This window comes from Pseudomonas sp. DF11, assembly GCF_058148565.1.
In genome coordinates this window covers 321,075-337,493 of sequence record NZ_JBYVYN010000006.1, presented here as the reverse complement: position 1 = coordinate 337,493, position 16,419 = coordinate 321,075, and the positions used below count along the sequence as shown (strand labels likewise).

Below are 16,419 nucleotides of genomic sequence, written 5' to 3'. Positions count from 1 at the left end.
TATGGAAATGGAGCGGCCGACAACTCTTTAGAGGTAGTGCGCCCGGGATCGGCTGCTACACCCCAGGTCCAGGGCGCCTCCTATGCTCGGTTCACAGTTTTGCCTCGCAGGCCCGCGTCGATGATGCGCTGGCTGCGCAGTTCCCTGCCCGCTCGCGCCGGGCTGGCGGTGATCCTGATCGCCATCCTCGCCCTGGCCAGTTCCTTGAGCGCCGGGTTGATCGCCTGGTTCAGCCAGGGCGACGCTGCCGCCATCAACACCGCCGGCTCCGTGCGCATGGAGACCTACCATCTGAGCTGGAAACTGGCGGCGGGGGCCAACGACGACATCCCGGCGATCATCGTCAGCCTGCAACAACGTCTCGACAGCCCGGCCCTGCGCGCCGTGCTGGAAGACGGGCCGACAACCTCCCTGCGCCAGAGCTACCAGAACCTTGTGCAACGCTGGAACCAGACCTTGCGCCCGGCCATCGAGCGCGGCGATTCGGCGTTTTTCCAAAGCAGCGCCAGCTCCTTCGTTGAGCAGTTGGACCAGTTCGTGACCCTGCTGCAACGCCAGAGCGAACACAAACAAGGCTGGCAACAGACGATCCAGGGCATGGCGCTGTTCAGCACCATGATCATCCTGCTGATCGGCCTGTATGAATTGCAGTACGGCGTGGTCACCCCCTTGCAGGAGTTGGTGGACGCCACCCAGCGCTTTCGCCGTGGCGAGTTCCAGGTGCGGGTCAATCACCAGTCCGAAGATGAACTGGGCCAGTTGGCGACCAGTTTCAACACCATGGCCGAGACCATCGAACAATCCCACCGCACCCTGGAAAACCAGGTCCAGCAAAAGACCCTGAACCTGCAACACGCCAACGCCGCCCTGGAGCTGCTGTACCAGAGCAGTCGCAGCCTGGCGACGCGACAGGCCAATGCCGAAGGGCTGGACGAGTTGATCCGACGCTTCCAGCAGCGCCTACCGGGCCTGCGCCTGACGCTGTGCCTGCAAGGGCAATTGCAGGCCCCGGCCAGGCATCTGCTGTCCCTGCATGGCGCCGACAGCCGCCAGGTCTGCGCCAGCAGCGATTGCGCCAGTTGCCATAAGCACAACGCTGCGCGCCCGCAGGCCTTCAGCATCAGTAACCAAGGCAATGAACTGGGTGAGCTCAAGGCGCATTTTGTCGACGGCCACACGGCGCAGCCCTGGGAAACCGCACTGATCCAAGCCTTGGCCAACCTGATCGGCACGTCGCTGTCCCTCAAGCGCCAGCGCGAACAGGATCATCGCCTGCTGCTGCTCGACGAACGCACGATCATCGCCCGCGAGCTCCACGATTCCCTGGCCCAGGCCCTGTCGTACATGAAGCTGCAAGTCAGCCGCATGCAGACCCTGATGCGTCGAGGCGAGCCGGTGCAGACCCTGGAAACCGTCACCGGTGAGCTGCGCGAAGGGCTGAACAATGCCTACCGCCAATTGCGCGAATTGCTGACCACCTTCCGCTTGCAGATCCACGACGACGGCCTGGTGGAGGAGCTCAAGGACACCGCCGAAGAATTCTCCAACCGTGGGGATTTCAAGGTGCACCTGTTCGTCGACAGCCTGGCTTTCGAGCTCTCGGCCAGCGAGCAGATCCACATTCTGCAGATCACCCGTGAAGCCCTGTCCAACTGCCTGCGCCATGCCCATGCCGAGAACGCCTGGCTCGAACTGCGCCAGGAAGGCGAGACGGTGCGGCTGTCAATCGAAGACGATGGCCGAGGCTTCAGTGGCGAAGTGGACCAGCGCGAACATCATGGCCTGAACATCATGAACGAACGGGCCCGCAGCCTGCGTGGCCAATTGCAGATTCTCTCCCGAACACCCCAGGGCACCCGTATCCAGGTGCATTTCCAACCGGAATTCCTGGGCCAACCCACCGAAGGCCTCGCAACATGAACGCCCCTCTGCGTCACACCCTGCTATTGGTCGACGATCACCCGATGATGCGTCGCGGGATCCGCCAGATGCTTGAGCTTGAAGACGACTTGCAGATCGTCGGCGAAGCCAACCACGGCGAAGAAGCCCTGGCCCTGATCGAGCCGCTCAAGCCCGACCTGGTGTTGCTGGACAACAACATGCCGCAGATGAACGGTATCGAGACCCTGCGTCGGCTGCGCGCCATGCATTACACCGGCAAGGTGCTGCTGTTCACCGTGTCCGATGCCGAGGACGACATCCGCGACGCCCTGCGCCTGGACGCCAACGGTTACCTGCTCAAGGACATGGAGCCCGAGTTGCTGATCCAGTACATCCGCGATGCCCTCAACGGCGCCCTGGTGATCAGCCCCGGCCTGACCCGCGTCATGGCCCAGGCCCTGCGCTCCCCGCCGCGCCAGGCCGATGTGGAGCTGACCGAGCGCGAACGCCAGGTGCTCAAGACCATCGCTGGCGGCTACAGCAACAAGGTCATCGGGCACAAGCTTGGGATCACTGAAGGCACGGTCAAGGTCCATGTGAAGAACCTGCTGCACAAGCTCGGCTTGCGTTCACGGGTCGAAGCGGCGGTGTGGGCGATGGAGCATCTGCGCGGGGCGGGCTAGCCCAGCCAACACATCCCCCTCCCTGTGGGAGCACAGCTTGCTCGCGAAGGCGGCGGCACATCCAACATCCCGGCAAGCTGATCCACCGCTTTCGCGAGCAAGCCCGCTCCCACAGGAGATTGGCAGTGAATACAAGATCCGGGAACACCCGAAAAAACTGTGGGAGCACAGCTTGCTCGCGATGGCGGCGGCACATTCACCCCCCCGGCAAGCTGCCCCACCGCTATCGCGAGCAAGCTTTGCTCCAACAAGGTTTGTGTCTTGAGCGGGGCTCATCCCTCTTCCGAGGTAGGCCTGCCGAGGCATAGGCCAGCGGCGTCTTGGGCCCTACCATGAGGGTACGCGGAGGTACGCCATGCTGACTCACCCTTCCATCGTTTTACTGTTGCGTCGTCACCACCTGTTCAGCCAATTGCCGGAGCGGATTTTCGAGGACGTGTGCAACCTCGCCGTCCTCAAGCGCCTGCCCTGCAACAGCACGCTCATGCATCAGGGCGACCCGGCCAAGCGGTTTTTCCTGCTGGTCAGTGGACAGATCAAGTTGTATCGGGTGACCGGCGAGGGCCAGGAAAACCTGGTGGAGATCATCCAGCCCGGCCAGACCTTCGCCGAGGCCCTGTTGTTCAGCCAGGCCCGTTGCTACCCGGTCAGCGCGTCGGCAATCAAGGACAGCGTGCTAGTGAGTGTCGAAGGCAACCATTACCGGAACGCCCTGGAGGACCAACCGAAGGTCTGCCTGGCGATCCTGGCGAGCATGAGCATCCATCTGCACCAACGCCTCAAGGATATCGACAACCTGACCCTGGCCAGTGCCAGTCGGCGGGTGATCAATTTCCTGTTGCAGGAGCGCGATCCGCGGGATGGTCAGGTGGTGTTGCAGGTGTCCAAGCGCCTGGTGGCTTCCAAGCTGGGGATCCAGCCGGAGACGTTTTCGCGGATTCTTCATCGGTTGGTGGATGGCGGCATGATCGCCATGGAGCGACGTAACATTCGCATCCTGGCCGAGGATGAGCTGGAGGCTTACCAGCAATAGTGGGCCCAGACCCAGTTCCCTTGTGGCGAGGGGATTTATCCCCGCTGGACTGCGAAGCAGTCCCAAGGCGATGTATCAGGCACATTGAATGGGGCCGCTTCGCGACCCAGCGGGGATAAATCCCCTCGCCACAAGAGCCAATGCAATCTGCCCTAACTTGCCGCCAGCCCCTTGCCCGCCCGCTCCAGATTGCGCCATAGCCACGGCGGCAAGACCTCCGGGTCGAGGCTGTCGATCAAGTTCTTCAACGCCAACCCCAGTTCGGTATCCCCCTCGATGACCAAGCGGCGACGGAAAAACAACGTGTCCGGATCCTCCTGACGACTGGCCAGCAACAGGAACTCACGCCAGTTGCCGCTGATGGTGACCTGGGCCTCGGCCCGCTCGGCGATGCGCAATCCATCCCGTGCCAGGGTCAGGTACCAACACAGCTTCAAGTCGGGCACCCGCAGGCACAACCAGCGCCCACGCAGCACATCGAATCCGCCATCGCGCACTGGCTCGGCCAGGCAACGGTTGAGCGCCTGTTGCAACGCCAGTCGCTGCACCACGAACGGCACCTTGCTCACCAGCGGCAACATGCGGTCGGCACCTTTGAGCACCCACTTCTTCGGACTCAACACAGGCCCGCCTCCTCTACCTTCAACATGCCGGCATGACCGTGCCAGTAACCGTTGCAACCGTCCACGAACAGTGGCGGCGCCTCGCCCTGGCGCACCTTGTCGAACGCCGTGACCACCTCGGCCATGCCCTGGGCGCGCGGGCTCAGGCGAAGCACGTCGGCACCGCAGGCCATCAGCGCGTTGTAATCGGCCAGCAGGTTCGTCACCTCGCCGGACATTGTCTGGATGCCGTTGAGGGTGAACAACTGCTGACCTTCCTGACTGCTCAACGCCAGCCCGTCGGGGTAGTTGATGCAACAGAACTGGCAGTCGTCCTTGGGCCGGTTTTCGGCCCGGGCGGTAAAGCAGCGCGCCGAGTACGCCAAGGGCAGATGGCCGTAGGCGAAGATCTCTACTTCGGGCACCTCGCGGTCCATGTCCCGCACCTGCTCCAGCACGTCGCCGATCAGCGCCGCCGAGCACTCCACGGGCGGCACCCAGCGGATCATGCCGCTGTCTTGCAATTGCGCCAGGGCGTGGCCGTTGTACAGGTTCAGCGCCGGGCCTGCGACAAAGGGCAGCTTGCGCTCGGCCATGAATTGCACCGCGCCCATGTCGTTGGCTTCCACCAGCAATTGGCCGTTGTCACACAGGCGGCGCAGCGAAGAAAGCTCCGAGGCCGCTTCGATCAGCGTCAGGCTCGATAACACAATCTGTGCCTGGCTGCAGGTTTGCAGCTCGCGCCCCAGGCCCAGCCATTGATCCAGGGAGAACGCCCGGCGTTTCGAACACACGGTTTCCCCCAGGTAAATCACGTCCAGCGGCAATGCCGACATCTCGGCATAGAAATTCCCCAGTTGCGCTTTGTCCCAATAAAACAGGACCGGTCCCAGGCTGAGTTTCATCTGGTCTCCCCTCATTGCCATGATCGATGGTAGGCACCCAGGGTGGTCTGGCTGCCTTCGGACAAACCCGCCAGCACCTGGCGCCATTCTTCCTGCACCCGGAACCGTTGCGGCGCGACCTGGTGGGCATCCAGCGCGGCGCGCCAGACCCGGGTCACTTGCTCAACGTAGGCCGGGCTGCGTTGGCGCCCCTCGATCTTCACTGCTTCGACACCGATGGCCGCCAGTTCCGGCAGCAGGTCGAGGGTATCGAGGCTGGTGGGTTCTTCCAGCGCATGGAAGCGCTTGCCGCCTACCAGGAAGCGGCCTTTGCACAAGGTCGGATAACCGGCCGGTTCTTCGGGGGTATAGCGGTCGATCAGCACCTCGCTCAGGCGTGCGCTGAGGCCTTGGGCGTCCTCGCTCCAGCGCACTGCCTTGGCCGGCGAACAGACGCCACAGAGGTTCGGCGACTCGCCGGTGATGTAGGAAGACAAGTGACAACGGCCCTCGGCCATGATGCACAAGCTGCCGAAACCAAAGACCTCGATCGGCACCGGACTGGCCGCCGCCACCTGCCGCACCTGGGCCAGGGACAGTACCCGTGGCAGCACGGCGCGGCGGATGTCATAGCGCTCGGCGTAAAAAGCCAGGGCCGCCGCGTGGGTCGCCGAGCCTTGGACCGACAGGTGCAGCGCCAGTTGTGGATGGCGCTGGCGGGCGTAACCGAGCACGCCGGGATCGGCAGCGATCAAGGCGTCCACGCCAAAATCGGCGGCGCGGTCCACCGCCCGTTGCCAGCGCTCCCAACCCTTGGGTTGCGGGTAGGTGTTGACCGCCACGTACAGTTTGCGTTGGTGTTGACGGATGTGCGCGACAGCGGCGTCGAACTGCTTGTCGTCCATGTTCAGCCCGGCGAAATGCCGGGCATTGGTGTCATCGCGAAAGCCGACATAGACGGCATCGGCGCCTTGGCGCACCGCCGCTTTGAGGGCAGGCAGATTCCCTGCCGGGCAAACCAGTTGCATGGGGCATCCTCGTGAGAAAACTAAGGGCGCCGCCAGTCTAGCCAGCCCTTCGCCGGCCACCTTGACGGCAATCAATTGCCATCAATGCATCAGGCTCGCGAACGGCAGATACATCACTTGGTCGTGCTTGTGCACTTGCGCCTGACACTCCACCACGGCCAAGCCATCGGCCCAGCACGCAGCCGCCAACATGGCCGAACTCTGCTGGGGATGCAGCTCGACACACAGCGAGCCATCGGCGCTCGACGTCAATTTCGCCCGCAGGTACTGCCGTCGTCGGTTGGGCTTCAACCAGTCGAACCCGGCCGGCAACTGCAACGCCGTGGGCAACACCTCATCCATGCCCTGGGCCCGGAACAGGAACGGCCGCACGACGATCAACGCGGTAATCAGCGCCGCCGAAGGGTTGCCCGGCAGCCCGATCCAGGGTTTGCCGGCCACCTCGCCAAAGGCCAGGGGTTTGCCCGGCTGGATCGCCAGACGCCACAGGTCAACGCTACCCAGCGCTTCGATGGCTTGCTTGAGATGATCTTCCTCACCCACCGACACACCGCCGGAGGTCAGCAGCAAGTCGCATTCGGTTGCCGCCAGGCTCAAGGCCTGGCGGCTGGCAAGCAGCTTGTCAGGCATGACGCCGTAGTCATGCACCTCCAGTCCCCAGCCGCGCAGCAGCGCCATGAGACTGTGGCGATTGCTGTTGTAGATCTGTCCTGGCGCCAGCGTTTGGCCGGGTTCGCGCAGTTCATCGCCACTGCTGAGCAGGCCCACCTGCAAGGGGCGATAGACCTCCACCCGGGCAATCCCGACACCGGCCAACAACCCCAGTTCCTGGGCGCGCAAGCGTTTCCCGGCCTGGAGCAAACGGTCCCCGCGCCGCATTTCCTCGCCTTCCTTGCGCACATGCTCTGCGCCATTGACCGGTGGCAACCAGACTCGCTCACCTTCCACCCGGCAATTTTCCTGGGGCACCACCGTGTCAGCCCCCGGCGGCAGCGGCGCGCCGGTAAAAATCCGCACCACCTGCCCGGCCTGTAATGGTTGACCCGGTGCCTCCCCGGCGGCAATGCGCCCGGCCAGGGTCAGATAACCGCCAGCGGCCGGCAAGTCGGCGGCCCGCAGGGCATAACCGTCCATGGCACTGTTGTCCCACGGCGGCAGGTTCATGGGACAGCGAACATCGGTCGCCAGCACGCGGCCCAAGGCCTGGTCCAGCGCCACCCGCTGCACCGGAGGCGGCAGCGGCGCCTGATCCAGCAAGTAGCGGATGGCTTCATCCACCGGCATCAGCGCGCCGCTGTCACAGGCGCTGCCACACCCGCCGCTGCTCATGAACGTGCCTCGCAAGGTTCCAGGGCAATACCTGGCTGCGGCTTGAGGTGGGGCGTGAAATTGCACGGGCCGGTGCGGCTGTCCAATTGCCCGACCAGGATCTGCTCCCAACCGGTCCGACAAGCCCTCGGCGAACCCGGCAAGCAGCACACCAGCACACCGTTGCTCATGCCCGCCAATGCCCGCGATTGCAGGGTGGACATGCCGATCTCGGCCAGCGACACCTGGCGGAACAGCTCGCCGAAACCGTCGACCTGTTTGTCCAGCAACGGCGCCACCGCTTGGGGCGTGTTGTCGCGCGAGGTGAAACCGGTGCCGCCGGTCATCAACACCACCTGCACCTTGGGGTCGGCGATCCACTGTGAGACCTGTGCACGGATCTGGTAGATATCGTCCTTCACCAGCCCGCGATCGACCAGTACGTGGCCGGCCGTTTGCAGCAAATCCGCAAGGGTCTGGCCGGAGGTGTCGGTGTCGAAACTGCGGGTATCGCTGATGGTGAGTACGGCGATGTTCAGTGGTTGAAAGAGGCGTTGCGTCAGATGGGCCATGATCAGCCGTCCTGTCAGAAAAAAGATGGCCCAGCCTGAACCGCAATCGTTGCCGGGCCTATTCCTCCTTGGAGGTACCTCCCTCGGCGTCAAGGCGCCAGACGCGTGCGCTGCCAGGCGCCGTCTTGCAGGCGATAGTCGAGACGATCATGCAAACGGTCGGCACGGCCCTGCCAGAACTCCAGTCGTTCCGGTCGCAGGCAATAGCCACCCCAATGCGCCGGACGCGGCACCGGTTGCCCGGCGAAGCATTGTTCGGTCTGCGCGAGCAAGGTTTCCAGCGCGGCCCGGTCTGCCAATGGTTGGCTTTGTGGCGACGCCCAGGCGCCGAGGCGACTGGCCACGGAGCGTGACTCGAAATAAGCATCCGACAACGCCGGATCGAGCTTGCTGACCGGCCCTTCGATGCGCACTTGCCGCTCCAGCCCCGGCCAGAAAAACGTCATGGCCGCCCAGGGATAGGCGGCCAGGTCCTGGCCCTTGCCGCTGTCGTAGTTACCGAAAAACGAGAAGCCTTCGCTACTGAAGCCCTTGAGCAACAAGATCCGGCAATGAGGCCGGCCCTGCTCGTCCACCGTCGCCAGGGCCATGCTGTTGGCTTCCACCGACGGGCTTTCGGTGTCGCGGGCCTGTTGCATCCACAATCCGAACAGAACCATCGGGTCGTCCGGTGCCTGGGCTTCATCCAGGCCATCGAGGGTGTACTGGCGGCGCATTTTGGCCAGGGAAAGGGGCATGACAGTGATCTCCACGCTGGATTTGCTCCAGTGTGGGTTCTGCGGCGGTGGCGGGCCTTGATCGTTGTCAATGGCAACTCTTGTAGTGAATGGGAGACCACCTTCGCGAGCAGGCTCGCTCCCACAGGGGGACTTGTGAACACCGCAGATCAACTGTGGGAGCGAGCCTGCTCGCGATGAAGGCGACTCGGTATGACAGATCCCCCCTACTTAAGCCCCAACCGCCGCGCCAGCTTATGCAGGTTGCTCGGGTCGACCTCCAACAGCCGCGCCGCCCCCGCCCAGTTCTGCCCGCAGCGCTCCAAGGCCCTGAGGATTGCCTGTCGCTGGCAACTATCGACGGCCTCGCTCAGGGGTTGCACGGGCGCCTCCAAGGCTTGCAGGGCCTGTTCCGGCATTGCTTGCGTCGTGCCGGCACTGGCATCGATATCGAGGTCCAGCACCTGCGGTTCCAAGGTCATGATCAAGCTGCGACTGGCGCCGTGGCTCAGTTGCTTCAACGCCGCGCGACTGATCACGTGTTCCAGCTCCCGCACGTTCCCCGGCCAGGAGTACGCCAGCAGTGCCTGTTCGGCCGCCGGCGACAGGCGCAAGCCGCGCAAACCCAGTCGCGTGCGATTCAGTTCGAGAAAGTGCCCGGCCAACATCAACACGTCGTGACCGCGCTCGCGCAGCGGCGGGATCGGCACCGGGTAGACCGAAAGCCGATGGTACAGATCGGCGCGAAACAGCCCGTCGCGAATGCTGTCGGGCAGATGCCGATTGGTGGCGGCGATGATCCGCACATCGACGTGCAGCGGCTTGTCCGCTCCCAGGCGCTGGATCTCGCCGTTCTGCAAGGTGCGCAGCAATTTGGCCTGCACGCTCAACGGCAATTCGCCGACCTCATCGAGAAACAACGTACCGCCATTGGCCGCGTCGAAACGCCCGGCGCGGTCGGTAGTCGCCCCGGAGAACGCGCCTTTGACGTGGCCGAACAACTCGCTTTCGGCCAGGGACTCGGGCAACGCTGCGCAATTGACCTGGACCAGCGGCTTGTGACCGCGCCGGGACAGGCGATGCAGGCGGCGGGCGAACAACTCCTTGCCCACGCCGGTCTCCCCCAGCAGCAGCACCGGCAGTTCGGAGTCGGCCAGCACATCCAACTCATTGAGCAATTGCTGCAAGCCCTCGCTGCGCCCGAGGATCTCACCCTCCTCCGCTGGCAAGCGCAGGTCGCTCTGGTCGCTGCGCGAGGCTCGCAGGCTACGGTTTTCCTGTTCCAGCCGAGTGACCCGCACCGCCGCCTCGATCTGCAACGTACAGCGCTTGAGTTCCTCCCGGGCGCGGCTGTCGAAGGTGCCGGCGTGCAACGCATCCAGGGTGATCGCGCCCCAGAGCCGGCCTTCCACGTACAGGCTCACGCCCATGCAATCGTGCACCGGCAGCGGTTCGCCGACGTGGTTGTCGAGCAAGCCGTCATAAGGATCCGGCAAACGGCTGTCCGGCTCGAACCAGGTCGGTTCGCGCGAAGCCATGATCGCCGCCAGGCGCGGGTGCTGGGCGATCACGAAGCGACGGCCCAGCGCCTCGTGGACCAGCCCTACGGTGGCCACGGGCCTGAGGCTGTCATCGTCCAGACGCAACAGGCCCACGGCGCCACTGTTGAAGTATTCGCGCAGGGTCTGCACCAGGCGCTGCAAGCGCACGGCATTGGGCAGCTCGACGATCAGGTCGGCGGCCAGGCTTTCACGCAGCATGGTAGTGATGACCCTCCAGGGTTCATTTGACCCTTCGCAGTCAGGGTGACAATCACCCTGGAGAAAATTTAGTGCTTCATTTTCAGTCAGTTACATCTGGCACGCGGGCTGCAAAGTTCGCTCATCTGTCCCTCCCCGGGATTCCACCCAAGGAAACATGATGAGCCTCGACCTGCTGGAACAAAGCCTTGGCCAACTGGCCTGCGACATTCCCGGTGCCACGCGCACCTTCCATCATTACAACCTCGACTTCTGCTGCGGCGGGCAAAAGTCCTTGCGCGAAGCCGCGCTGGGCAAAGGCCTGAACCCGCTGCTCATCGCCGATGCCTTGCGCACGCTGCAGGCCGCCGGCGAACTCGGCCATGACTGGCGCGACGAGCCCCAGGCCCTGCTGATCGCCCACATCCTGGAGCGCTACCATGCCCGCCATCGCGAACAACTGCCGGAACTGATCCGCCTGGCCCGGCGCGTCGAACAGGTCCACGGTGCGCGGCCCAACTGCCCGAACGGCCTGGCCGATCACCTGCAGGACATGTATCAGGAACTCGAAGGCCACATGCTCAAGGAAGAACAGGTGCTGTTCCCGATGCTGCAACAGGGCCTCGGCGAACGGGCCTCGGCGCCGATCCAGGTCCTGCGCTACGAACACGACCAGCACGGTGAAGCCCTGGAAACCCTGCTCGCCCTGACCGACCAGATCACCCCGCCCTCCAACGCCTGCAACACCTGGCGCGCCCTGTATCGCGGGCTGGTGGAGTTTCGCGATGACCTGATGCAGCACATTCACCTGGAAAACAATGTGTTGTTCGTCAATGCGATGAAGCCTGCCCGCTAACTCTCAAGCATTGCATACCCCCTGTGGGAGCGAGCCTGCTTCCACAAGGGATTTGTGATACTCACCCTTTTTGCAATCACCTCGGTTCAGTGTTGTTCTTTCTTGCTCAAAACTGCCAATAGAACATCGCCTTCGCCAACACCACGATCAGCACCATGTGCCCCAGGATACTGCGCCGCAACCAGCAGGCTCGGCTGGGCGTCAGGCGACCACTTTTGAGCCAGTACGCCAGCCACAAATAGTGACCGATGATACTCAGCGCCAGCAGGATCTTCAGGCTCAGCAGCAGGCCGAAGCTGCTGCTCAATGGCTGGCTCAATGCGCCGCGATGCTGCCAGGCCAGGGCCATGCCAGCGCCGTACAACACCAGCACCACACCGTGCAGCACATGTCGCGAGCGCTTGGCGATGGCCTGGTCGGCGGCGTCTTTGACGCCTTGGGCCAGGGGCCGGCGGGCGGCATGCCAGATAAAAACCTCGAAAAACAACGTGCCGATAAAAGCAATAGCCGCCAATAGATGAGTGATTAGCAAAACCCCATACATCATCGATCCCCTCGACTCATCCCGGATGCCCATCCACCCGGGCCTTCAACAGCATCGGCCCATAACGCCAGGCGTATAAACCGAACGCCAACGCCCAGCACACCCCTGCCAGCCACAGTCCGGCCAACGGCAACAGCAGCACCAGCAGCACGCGGCTCAGACAAGCCAGGTTCAACAGGATGAAGGCCAGGGTCATGCCCACCGGCGGTTCAAGGGGGCGCCCGGTATGGCCCAGGCTGACCCGGGCAATCATCGCCAGGATCAACCCGGCCATGGCACCGATGGTCAGGCTGTGCACCGCCAGGCTCGGGTTTACCGGCACGCCGAAGTGCCACAGCGCCATGCCCAGGCAGGCCACCGCCAGCCAAGCGTAGGCCAGGTGCAACGACCACAGCAGCGGCACCCGCCACAAATCCCGATCATGCCAACGCACCAGTCGAATCCCGTGCCCCACCGCCAACGCCGCGAACAACAGGCCGACCCAGGCACTGGCCGCCAGCGCCGGGCCGAAGGCATACAACAACGCCACCAGCGCCGAACCGGCCAACAGCAGGCGATCGAGCCAAGGCCAAGGGGCAACGCCCTCGACCCGACCGAGGCCGCGCTGGGTAAAGAACGGAATCACTCGCCCGCCGATCAACCCCATCATCGCCGCCACCAGCCACAGGCCGGTGAGCACGCTTTGGCGCTGCAAGCCCTCGTTGTGCTGGAGCAGGCCATACACGGACAAGCCATCGGCGGCGGCCAACAGCAGCAATACCAGCACAATCGGGTAATTGCGCTTCTGCCGCACGCGCCACAACGTCACGCCCATCAATACGGCGACCGCCAGGGCAAAACCCAGCTCCAGCAGCGCCAGCAACGGCCAGGACGCATCGATCAGCCAGGCCAGCCGCGCGCCCAGCCACAACAACGCCAGCGTTGCCAAGCGCTTGCCGCTGAGCCCCGGGGTTCCGGTCCAGGTCTGCACCGCCGTCAGCAGGAACCCGGCGATGATCGCCAGGCCGAAACCAAACAACAGTTCATGCCGGTGCCAGGCCAACCAGCCGCCGGCCGGCTGCCAGGCCGACAAGCACCCGGTAAACGCCGCGAGCCAAAAGGGAATGGCCAACAGCGCCAACACGCAACCGGCCAAAAAAAATGGCCGGAACGCCAGGCGCCACAGCGGCAAAATGGCCATGGCCTTGCGACGATCGAGCACTTGCATACACCACTCCTCAGCCTCACCCGGGATCTGGCCCGCCAGCGAGGTACGACAAATCAGGGTTCGAATGATCGGTTATCGACGCCGGCAGGCCTTGTCTCAGATCAAGCCAGCTCATCGACAACCTCCGTCTCGAACAGGCACTTGCAAGGGGCTTGCCGAACCGGGCCGAGCCGCCCAAGAAAACACCTCTGCCCCCCTGTGGGAGTGAGCTTGCTCGCGATGGCGGTGGGTCAGTCAGTATTGAGTTGTCTGGTCCACCGCCATCGCGAGCAAGTTCGCTCCCACAAGGATGGTAGCCGAGCAGGGTATTTATGACCCTTTAATGGTTGTTTTAACCCTATTGCATCGGGGTCATTTTTACCCTCTCGATCCCAGGGCCCCACGAATCAATGCCCCCAAGCCTGGCCCGGCTCTTGCTCAGGCACGGCATCACCTTTCTTGCCGGGGCTCTCCATGAAATCTGTCGTTCTGCCGCTTACCTGGTTCTTCGTGCTCTCCTGCGTCGTGGCGCTTGCCAGCGGCCTGTCCCTGAGCCTGGTCTGACCCCGACCTCACATTTGCCAAAACAAGGATCCATGCCATGGTGCTCCATCGCGTCTATCACCAGATTCTGCGCAGCCATCACCTGTTCGAGCCCTTGAACGAAGAGGAGCTCAACGAATTGATGAGTAACAGCCAACTGCTGAACATCGACAAGGGCGACCCGCTGTTCCGCCAGGGAGAACCGGCGCAGGCGTTTTACTTCGTGATTTCCGGCGCGGTGAAAATCTACCGGCTGACCCCGGACGGCCAGGAAAAAGTCTTCGAGGTGATCGGCGAGCGCCAGACCTTCGCCGAGGCGATGATGCTGATGGACACACCCAACTACGTCGCATCCGCCGAAGCCGTCGGCCCAACCCAGTTGTATCGGCTGTCCAATGCCACCTACATGCGTCTGCTGCAAAGCAACAGCCGGTTGACCTTCGCCCTGCTCGGCAAGCTCTGTGTGCGCCTGCACCAACGGGTCAACGAGATTGAAACCCTGTCGCTGAAAAATGCCACCCACCGGGTGGTGCGCTACCTGCTGACGCAACTGGTGCGCCTGCAAACCGTGGACAGCCAGTTCGAACTGCCGATGGCCAAGCAGTTGATCGCCGGGCACCTGTCGATCCAGCCGGAAACCTTTTCACGGATCATCCGCCGCCTGATCGACGAAAAGATCATCACCCAGGACGGTCGCCAGATCGCCATTCTCGATCGCCTGCGCCTGGAACAATTCGAATGAGCGCACAGTCCATCTGCCTGTATTGCCAACACGCCAACCCTGCCGAGGAAAACGAATGTCGCCAGTGCGGCATGCCCCTGCCGGCTGAAGCAGCGCAGGCCGGCGAGCGCCGGCTACGGCGCTTCGGTTGGTTCTGTGTGGGGCTGACGATCTTCTGCATCGTCATGTTCTTCTGGCTGCCCCGCGACATCGTCTGAACCCTCAATCCTGAGTCAACTGCCGATACAACTGCGGTAGGCGTAACGGCAGCTGCTCGGGCTGGCGAATCAAGGTGTAGCCGTTGGCCCCGAACATGTACGGCAGGTAATCCCCCGCTTCGCGATCGATGGTGATGCAGAACGGCGTCAGCCCTTGGCGCCGCGCCTCGAGCACCGCCTGGCGGGTGTCTTCCACGCCGTAGCGGCCTTCATAGAGGTCCAGGTCATTGGGCTTGCCATCACTGAGCAGCAACAACAATTTGCGCCGCCGTTTGCAGCCCTCCAGCCGTTGCGTGGCCTGGCGAATCGCCGCGCCCATGCGTGTGTAGTAACCCGGTTTCAGCCCCTGGATCCGCCCCCGGGTGTGATCGTCGTAACGCTGGTTGAAAGCCTTGAGTTCATGCATGCGGACCTGCTGGCGACGCAGGGAAGAGAACCCGTACAAGGCAAAATCGTCCCCCAGCACCGACAGGGTTTCGCCGAACAGCAACAGGCTGTCGCGAATCACATCGATCACCCGGTGCTCGTCATTGAGGTGGGCATCGGTGGACATCGACAAATCGGCCAGCAGCAGGCAGGCCAGATCACGGCGCGTCTGGCGCTGGTCCATGAACAACCCGCGTTCGCTGCTCTGGCCGTGCTGGCGCTCGACATGAAAATCCAGCCAGGCTTGCAGGTCCAGTTCCGAGCCTTGGGTTTGCTGGCGCAACCACTGGCGATCATTGCGCAAGTGCTCGAACTGACGACGCAGGCGCTGAGCCGGGCTTCGCAAGCGTGCGGGCAAAGGCTGGGGCTGACAATCGCGAGGGGTGAAGGTTTGCAGGCTGACGAAGTCGTCCTGCAGTCGTTGCTTGCGGTAGTCCCATTCCGGCAACAGGATGCCTGCGCCCAACGGGATGTCATCCACGTCGGCCGGCGGCAGGTCCAAATGCAGTTTCAAGCCGCCGCCCTTGCGCAAGCGGGTACGCGACAGGGTCAATTGGTCCAGGTCCTCGGCGACGCGAGCGGCGTCCGGGTCTTCGCTGTCATCTGCCCAGCGGTCCAGGTCCACGTGTTCGGTCCAACTAAACAGGTTCTCCAGGCGCACGATCAACAGCCCACCGTCGCGGGTGGTGTCGTCGATGCGTTCGGCGCGCTTGCGACCGCCCTGCTGTTCGCCGGGTGGTGTCGCCAGGTATTGCTCGGACTCCTCGAGGTTGGCGGCCTGGGGATTGGCCAGGTGTTGGGGTGGGTAGAGCCACAGCGGCAACGGCCAGGCCGCACGCTCGCTGCGGGGAAAATGTTCGATGCTGCCCGGTTCGCGCAAGGCTTGGCACAACGTACGCTCCAGGGCGGCTTCGGCGGGGTTGAGCGTGGCGGGATCGGGGCGCAGGGACAGGTGCGCGTCCACCAAGCGTCGGTAGCGAGGCCGCAGCGCCGGGTAGCGCTGCAACACCGCTTGGGTCCAGCGCTGATTGTCGCGCCCCCAGTGCCGCATCGGCCCCGATTGCGCGGCCAGCAACGCGAGCCAGCGATACAGTTCCTCGTTCAATTCGGTATCGGGAAACGCCGCCAGGCTCGCGGGCATCCGCAAGTTGTCACCATCGCAGCAGGCCAGGGGCACTTGCTTGCAGGTGCCGGCGATCTGCTGCAACAGGTTGCGACGCAGCAGCAGGTCGCGATCACTGACCGCTTCCACCCCCAGATGACGAGCGCCACCGGTGGCGCGAAACAGCACCTGCAGTGCGCGCTGCCGGGGTACCAGCTCGACCCGTGCCTCGGGAAAATCGGCACTGGCGCGGCGGGTGATGAAACGGTGCCAGACACTGCCGACCCACTCTTCCAGCTCAAGGGTGAATGCCATGGTTACTCTCCTCTTAAGCCGAACCTATTGTGACGAGGGGATTCATGTGGGAGCAAAGCTTG

The 16,419-nt window shown here is 63.5% G+C and carries 16 protein-coding genes; 6 read left to right on the top strand and 10 right to left on the bottom strand.

Features of this window, described 5'->3' with window-relative positions:
* The first annotated feature begins 120 nt into the window (after positions 1–120).
* From AC30D9_RS19640 to AC30D9_RS19630, 3 genes are all read left to right on the top strand, one after another.
* On the top strand, positions 121–1,920 hold the full coding sequence (locus tag AC30D9_RS19640) for a HAMP domain-containing protein (protein WP_490144651.1): 1,800 nt from the start codon (positions 121–123) through the stop codon (positions 1,918–1,920).
* A complete protein-coding gene (narL, locus tag AC30D9_RS19635) occupies positions 1,917–2,564 on the top strand; it encodes a two-component system response regulator NarL (RefSeq protein WP_490144650.1) in 648 nt (215 codons plus the stop codon). The genes AC30D9_RS19640 and narL overlap by 4 nt, the downstream gene beginning before the upstream one ends.
* 355 nt (positions 2,565–2,919) lie before the next feature.
* The gene (locus AC30D9_RS19630; RefSeq protein WP_134924110.1) at positions 2,920–3,597 is read left to right on the top strand and encodes a Crp/Fnr family transcriptional regulator; all 678 of its coding nucleotides are present in this window, start codon (positions 2,920–2,922) and stop codon (positions 3,595–3,597) included.
* Positions 3,598–3,749: 152 nt separating this feature from the next.
* On the opposite strand, the gene ubiT is transcribed toward AC30D9_RS19630, so the two are convergent.
* The 7 genes from ubiT to norR form a co-directional block, all read right to left on the bottom strand.
* Positions 3,750–4,220, bottom strand: coding sequence for a ubiquinone anaerobic biosynthesis accessory factor UbiT (ubiT, locus tag AC30D9_RS19625; protein WP_134924109.1), 471 nt, complete (start codon positions 4,218–4,220; stop codon positions 3,750–3,752).
* Positions 4,214–5,104: a U32 family peptidase gene (locus AC30D9_RS19620; RefSeq protein ID WP_307570898.1), complete on the bottom strand. Its 891-nt coding sequence runs from the start codon at positions 5,102–5,104 to the stop codon at positions 4,214–4,216. Before AC30D9_RS19620 ends, ubiT begins: the two co-directional genes overlap by 7 nt.
* An 11-nt stretch (positions 5,105–5,115) precedes the next feature.
* A complete protein-coding gene (ubiU, locus tag AC30D9_RS19615; protein WP_109756135.1) occupies positions 5,116–6,111 on the bottom strand; it encodes a ubiquinone anaerobic biosynthesis protein UbiU in 996 nt (331 codons plus the stop codon).
* 81 nt (positions 6,112–6,192) lie between these two features.
* Positions 6,193–7,440: a molybdopterin molybdotransferase MoeA gene (locus tag AC30D9_RS19610; protein ID WP_490144649.1), complete on the bottom strand. Its 1,248-nt coding sequence runs from the start codon at positions 7,438–7,440 to the stop codon at positions 6,193–6,195.
* A complete protein-coding gene (moaB, locus tag AC30D9_RS19605; protein WP_490144648.1) occupies positions 7,437–7,991 on the bottom strand; it encodes a molybdenum cofactor biosynthesis protein B in 555 nt (184 codons plus the stop codon). Before moaB ends, AC30D9_RS19610 begins: the two co-directional genes overlap by 4 nt.
* Before the next feature lie 89 nt (positions 7,992–8,080).
* Positions 8,081–8,728: a pyridoxamine 5'-phosphate oxidase gene (pdxH, locus tag AC30D9_RS19600; RefSeq protein ID WP_490144647.1), complete on the bottom strand. Its 648-nt coding sequence runs from the start codon at positions 8,726–8,728 to the stop codon at positions 8,081–8,083.
* 206 nt (positions 8,729–8,934) lie between these two features.
* On the bottom strand, positions 8,935–10,467 hold the full coding sequence (gene norR / locus AC30D9_RS19595) for a nitric oxide reductase transcriptional regulator NorR (RefSeq protein WP_490144646.1): 1,533 nt from the start codon (positions 10,465–10,467) through the stop codon (positions 8,935–8,937).
* A 160-nt stretch (positions 10,468–10,627) separates the two neighbouring features.
* Here norR and ytfE point away from each other — a divergent pair, with 160 nt between their 5' ends.
* Positions 10,628–11,302, top strand: a complete 675-nt coding sequence (gene ytfE / locus AC30D9_RS19590; RefSeq protein WP_490144645.1) for an iron-sulfur cluster repair protein YtfE — start codon at positions 10,628–10,630, stop codon at positions 11,300–11,302.
* 106 nt (positions 11,303–11,408) lie between these two features.
* Here ytfE and AC30D9_RS19585 read toward each other — a convergent pair whose 3' ends face one another.
* Positions 11,409–11,846 carry a hypothetical protein gene (locus AC30D9_RS19585; protein WP_490144701.1) on the bottom strand — a complete coding sequence of 146 codons (438 nt, stop codon included), beginning with the start codon at positions 11,844–11,846 and terminating at the stop codon, positions 11,409–11,411.
* A 16-nt stretch (positions 11,847–11,862) separates the two neighbouring features.
* The gene (locus tag AC30D9_RS19580; RefSeq protein WP_490144644.1) at positions 11,863–13,053 is read right to left on the bottom strand and encodes an NnrS family protein; all 1,191 of its coding nucleotides are present in this window, start codon (positions 13,051–13,053) and stop codon (positions 11,863–11,865) included.
* Positions 13,054–13,633: 580 nt separating this feature from the next.
* On the opposite strand from AC30D9_RS19580, the gene AC30D9_RS19575 reads away from it, so the two are divergent.
* Both AC30D9_RS19575 and AC30D9_RS19570 read left to right on the top strand, forming a co-directional pair.
* Positions 13,634–14,317, top strand: coding sequence for a Crp/Fnr family transcriptional regulator (locus tag AC30D9_RS19575; protein WP_490144643.1), 684 nt, complete (start codon positions 13,634–13,636; stop codon positions 14,315–14,317).
* A complete protein-coding gene (locus AC30D9_RS19570) occupies positions 14,314–14,514 on the top strand; it encodes a protein DnrP (protein ID WP_307570906.1) in 201 nt (66 codons plus the stop codon). The genes AC30D9_RS19575 and AC30D9_RS19570 overlap by 4 nt, the downstream gene beginning before the upstream one ends.
* Positions 14,515–14,518: 4 nt before the next feature.
* On the opposite strand, the gene AC30D9_RS19565 is transcribed toward AC30D9_RS19570, so the two are convergent.
* Complete coding sequence (locus tag AC30D9_RS19565) at positions 14,519–16,357, bottom strand: nitric oxide reductase activation protein NorD (protein WP_490144642.1); 1,839 nt, start codon at positions 16,355–16,357, stop codon at positions 14,519–14,521.
* Positions 16,358–16,419: the final 62 nt, after the last annotated feature.

What these genes read in the sequence shown, in the direction of transcription:
- ubiU (WP_109756135.1), bottom strand. Translation starts at nt 6,111, where the DNA reads ATGCAACTGGTTTGCCCGGCAGGGAATCTGCCTGCCCTCAAAGCGGCG.
- narL (WP_490144650.1), top strand. Translation starts at nt 1,917, where the DNA reads ATGAACGCCCCTCTGCGTCACACCCTGCTATTGGTCGACGATCACCCG.
- AC30D9_RS19630 (WP_134924110.1), top strand. Translation starts at nt 2,920, where the DNA reads ATGCTGACTCACCCTTCCATCGTTTTACTGTTGCGTCGTCACCACCTG.
- AC30D9_RS19580 (WP_490144644.1), bottom strand. Translation starts at nt 13,053, where the DNA reads ATGCAAGTGCTCGATCGTCGCAAGGCCATGGCCATTTTGCCGCTGTGG.
- ytfE (WP_490144645.1), top strand. Translation starts at nt 10,628, where the DNA reads ATGAGCCTCGACCTGCTGGAACAAAGCCTTGGCCAACTGGCCTGCGAC.
- AC30D9_RS19575 (WP_490144643.1), top strand. Translation starts at nt 13,634, where the DNA reads ATGGTGCTCCATCGCGTCTATCACCAGATTCTGCGCAGCCATCACCTG.
- AC30D9_RS19640 (WP_490144651.1), top strand. Translation starts at nt 121, where the DNA reads ATGATGCGCTGGCTGCGCAGTTCCCTGCCCGCTCGCGCCGGGCTGGCG.
- AC30D9_RS19620 (WP_307570898.1), bottom strand. Translation starts at nt 5,104, where the DNA reads ATGAAACTCAGCCTGGGACCGGTCCTGTTTTATTGGGACAAAGCGCAA.
- AC30D9_RS19610 (WP_490144649.1), bottom strand. Translation starts at nt 7,440, where the DNA reads ATGAGCAGCGGCGGGTGTGGCAGCGCCTGTGACAGCGGCGCGCTGATG.
- AC30D9_RS19585 (WP_490144701.1), bottom strand. Translation starts at nt 11,846, where the DNA reads ATGTATGGGGTTTTGCTAATCACTCATCTATTGGCGGCTATTGCTTTT.
- moaB (WP_490144648.1), bottom strand. Translation starts at nt 7,991, where the DNA reads ATGGCCCATCTGACGCAACGCCTCTTTCAACCACTGAACATCGCCGTA.
- norR (WP_490144646.1), bottom strand. Translation starts at nt 10,467, where the DNA reads ATGCTGCGTGAAAGCCTGGCCGCCGACCTGATCGTCGAGCTGCCCAAT.
- pdxH (WP_490144647.1), bottom strand. Translation starts at nt 8,728, where the DNA reads ATGCCCCTTTCCCTGGCCAAAATGCGCCGCCAGTACACCCTCGATGGC.
- AC30D9_RS19565 (WP_490144642.1), bottom strand. Translation starts at nt 16,357, where the DNA reads ATGGCATTCACCCTTGAGCTGGAAGAGTGGGTCGGCAGTGTCTGGCAC.
- AC30D9_RS19570 (WP_307570906.1), top strand. Translation starts at nt 14,314, where the DNA reads ATGAGCGCACAGTCCATCTGCCTGTATTGCCAACACGCCAACCCTGCC.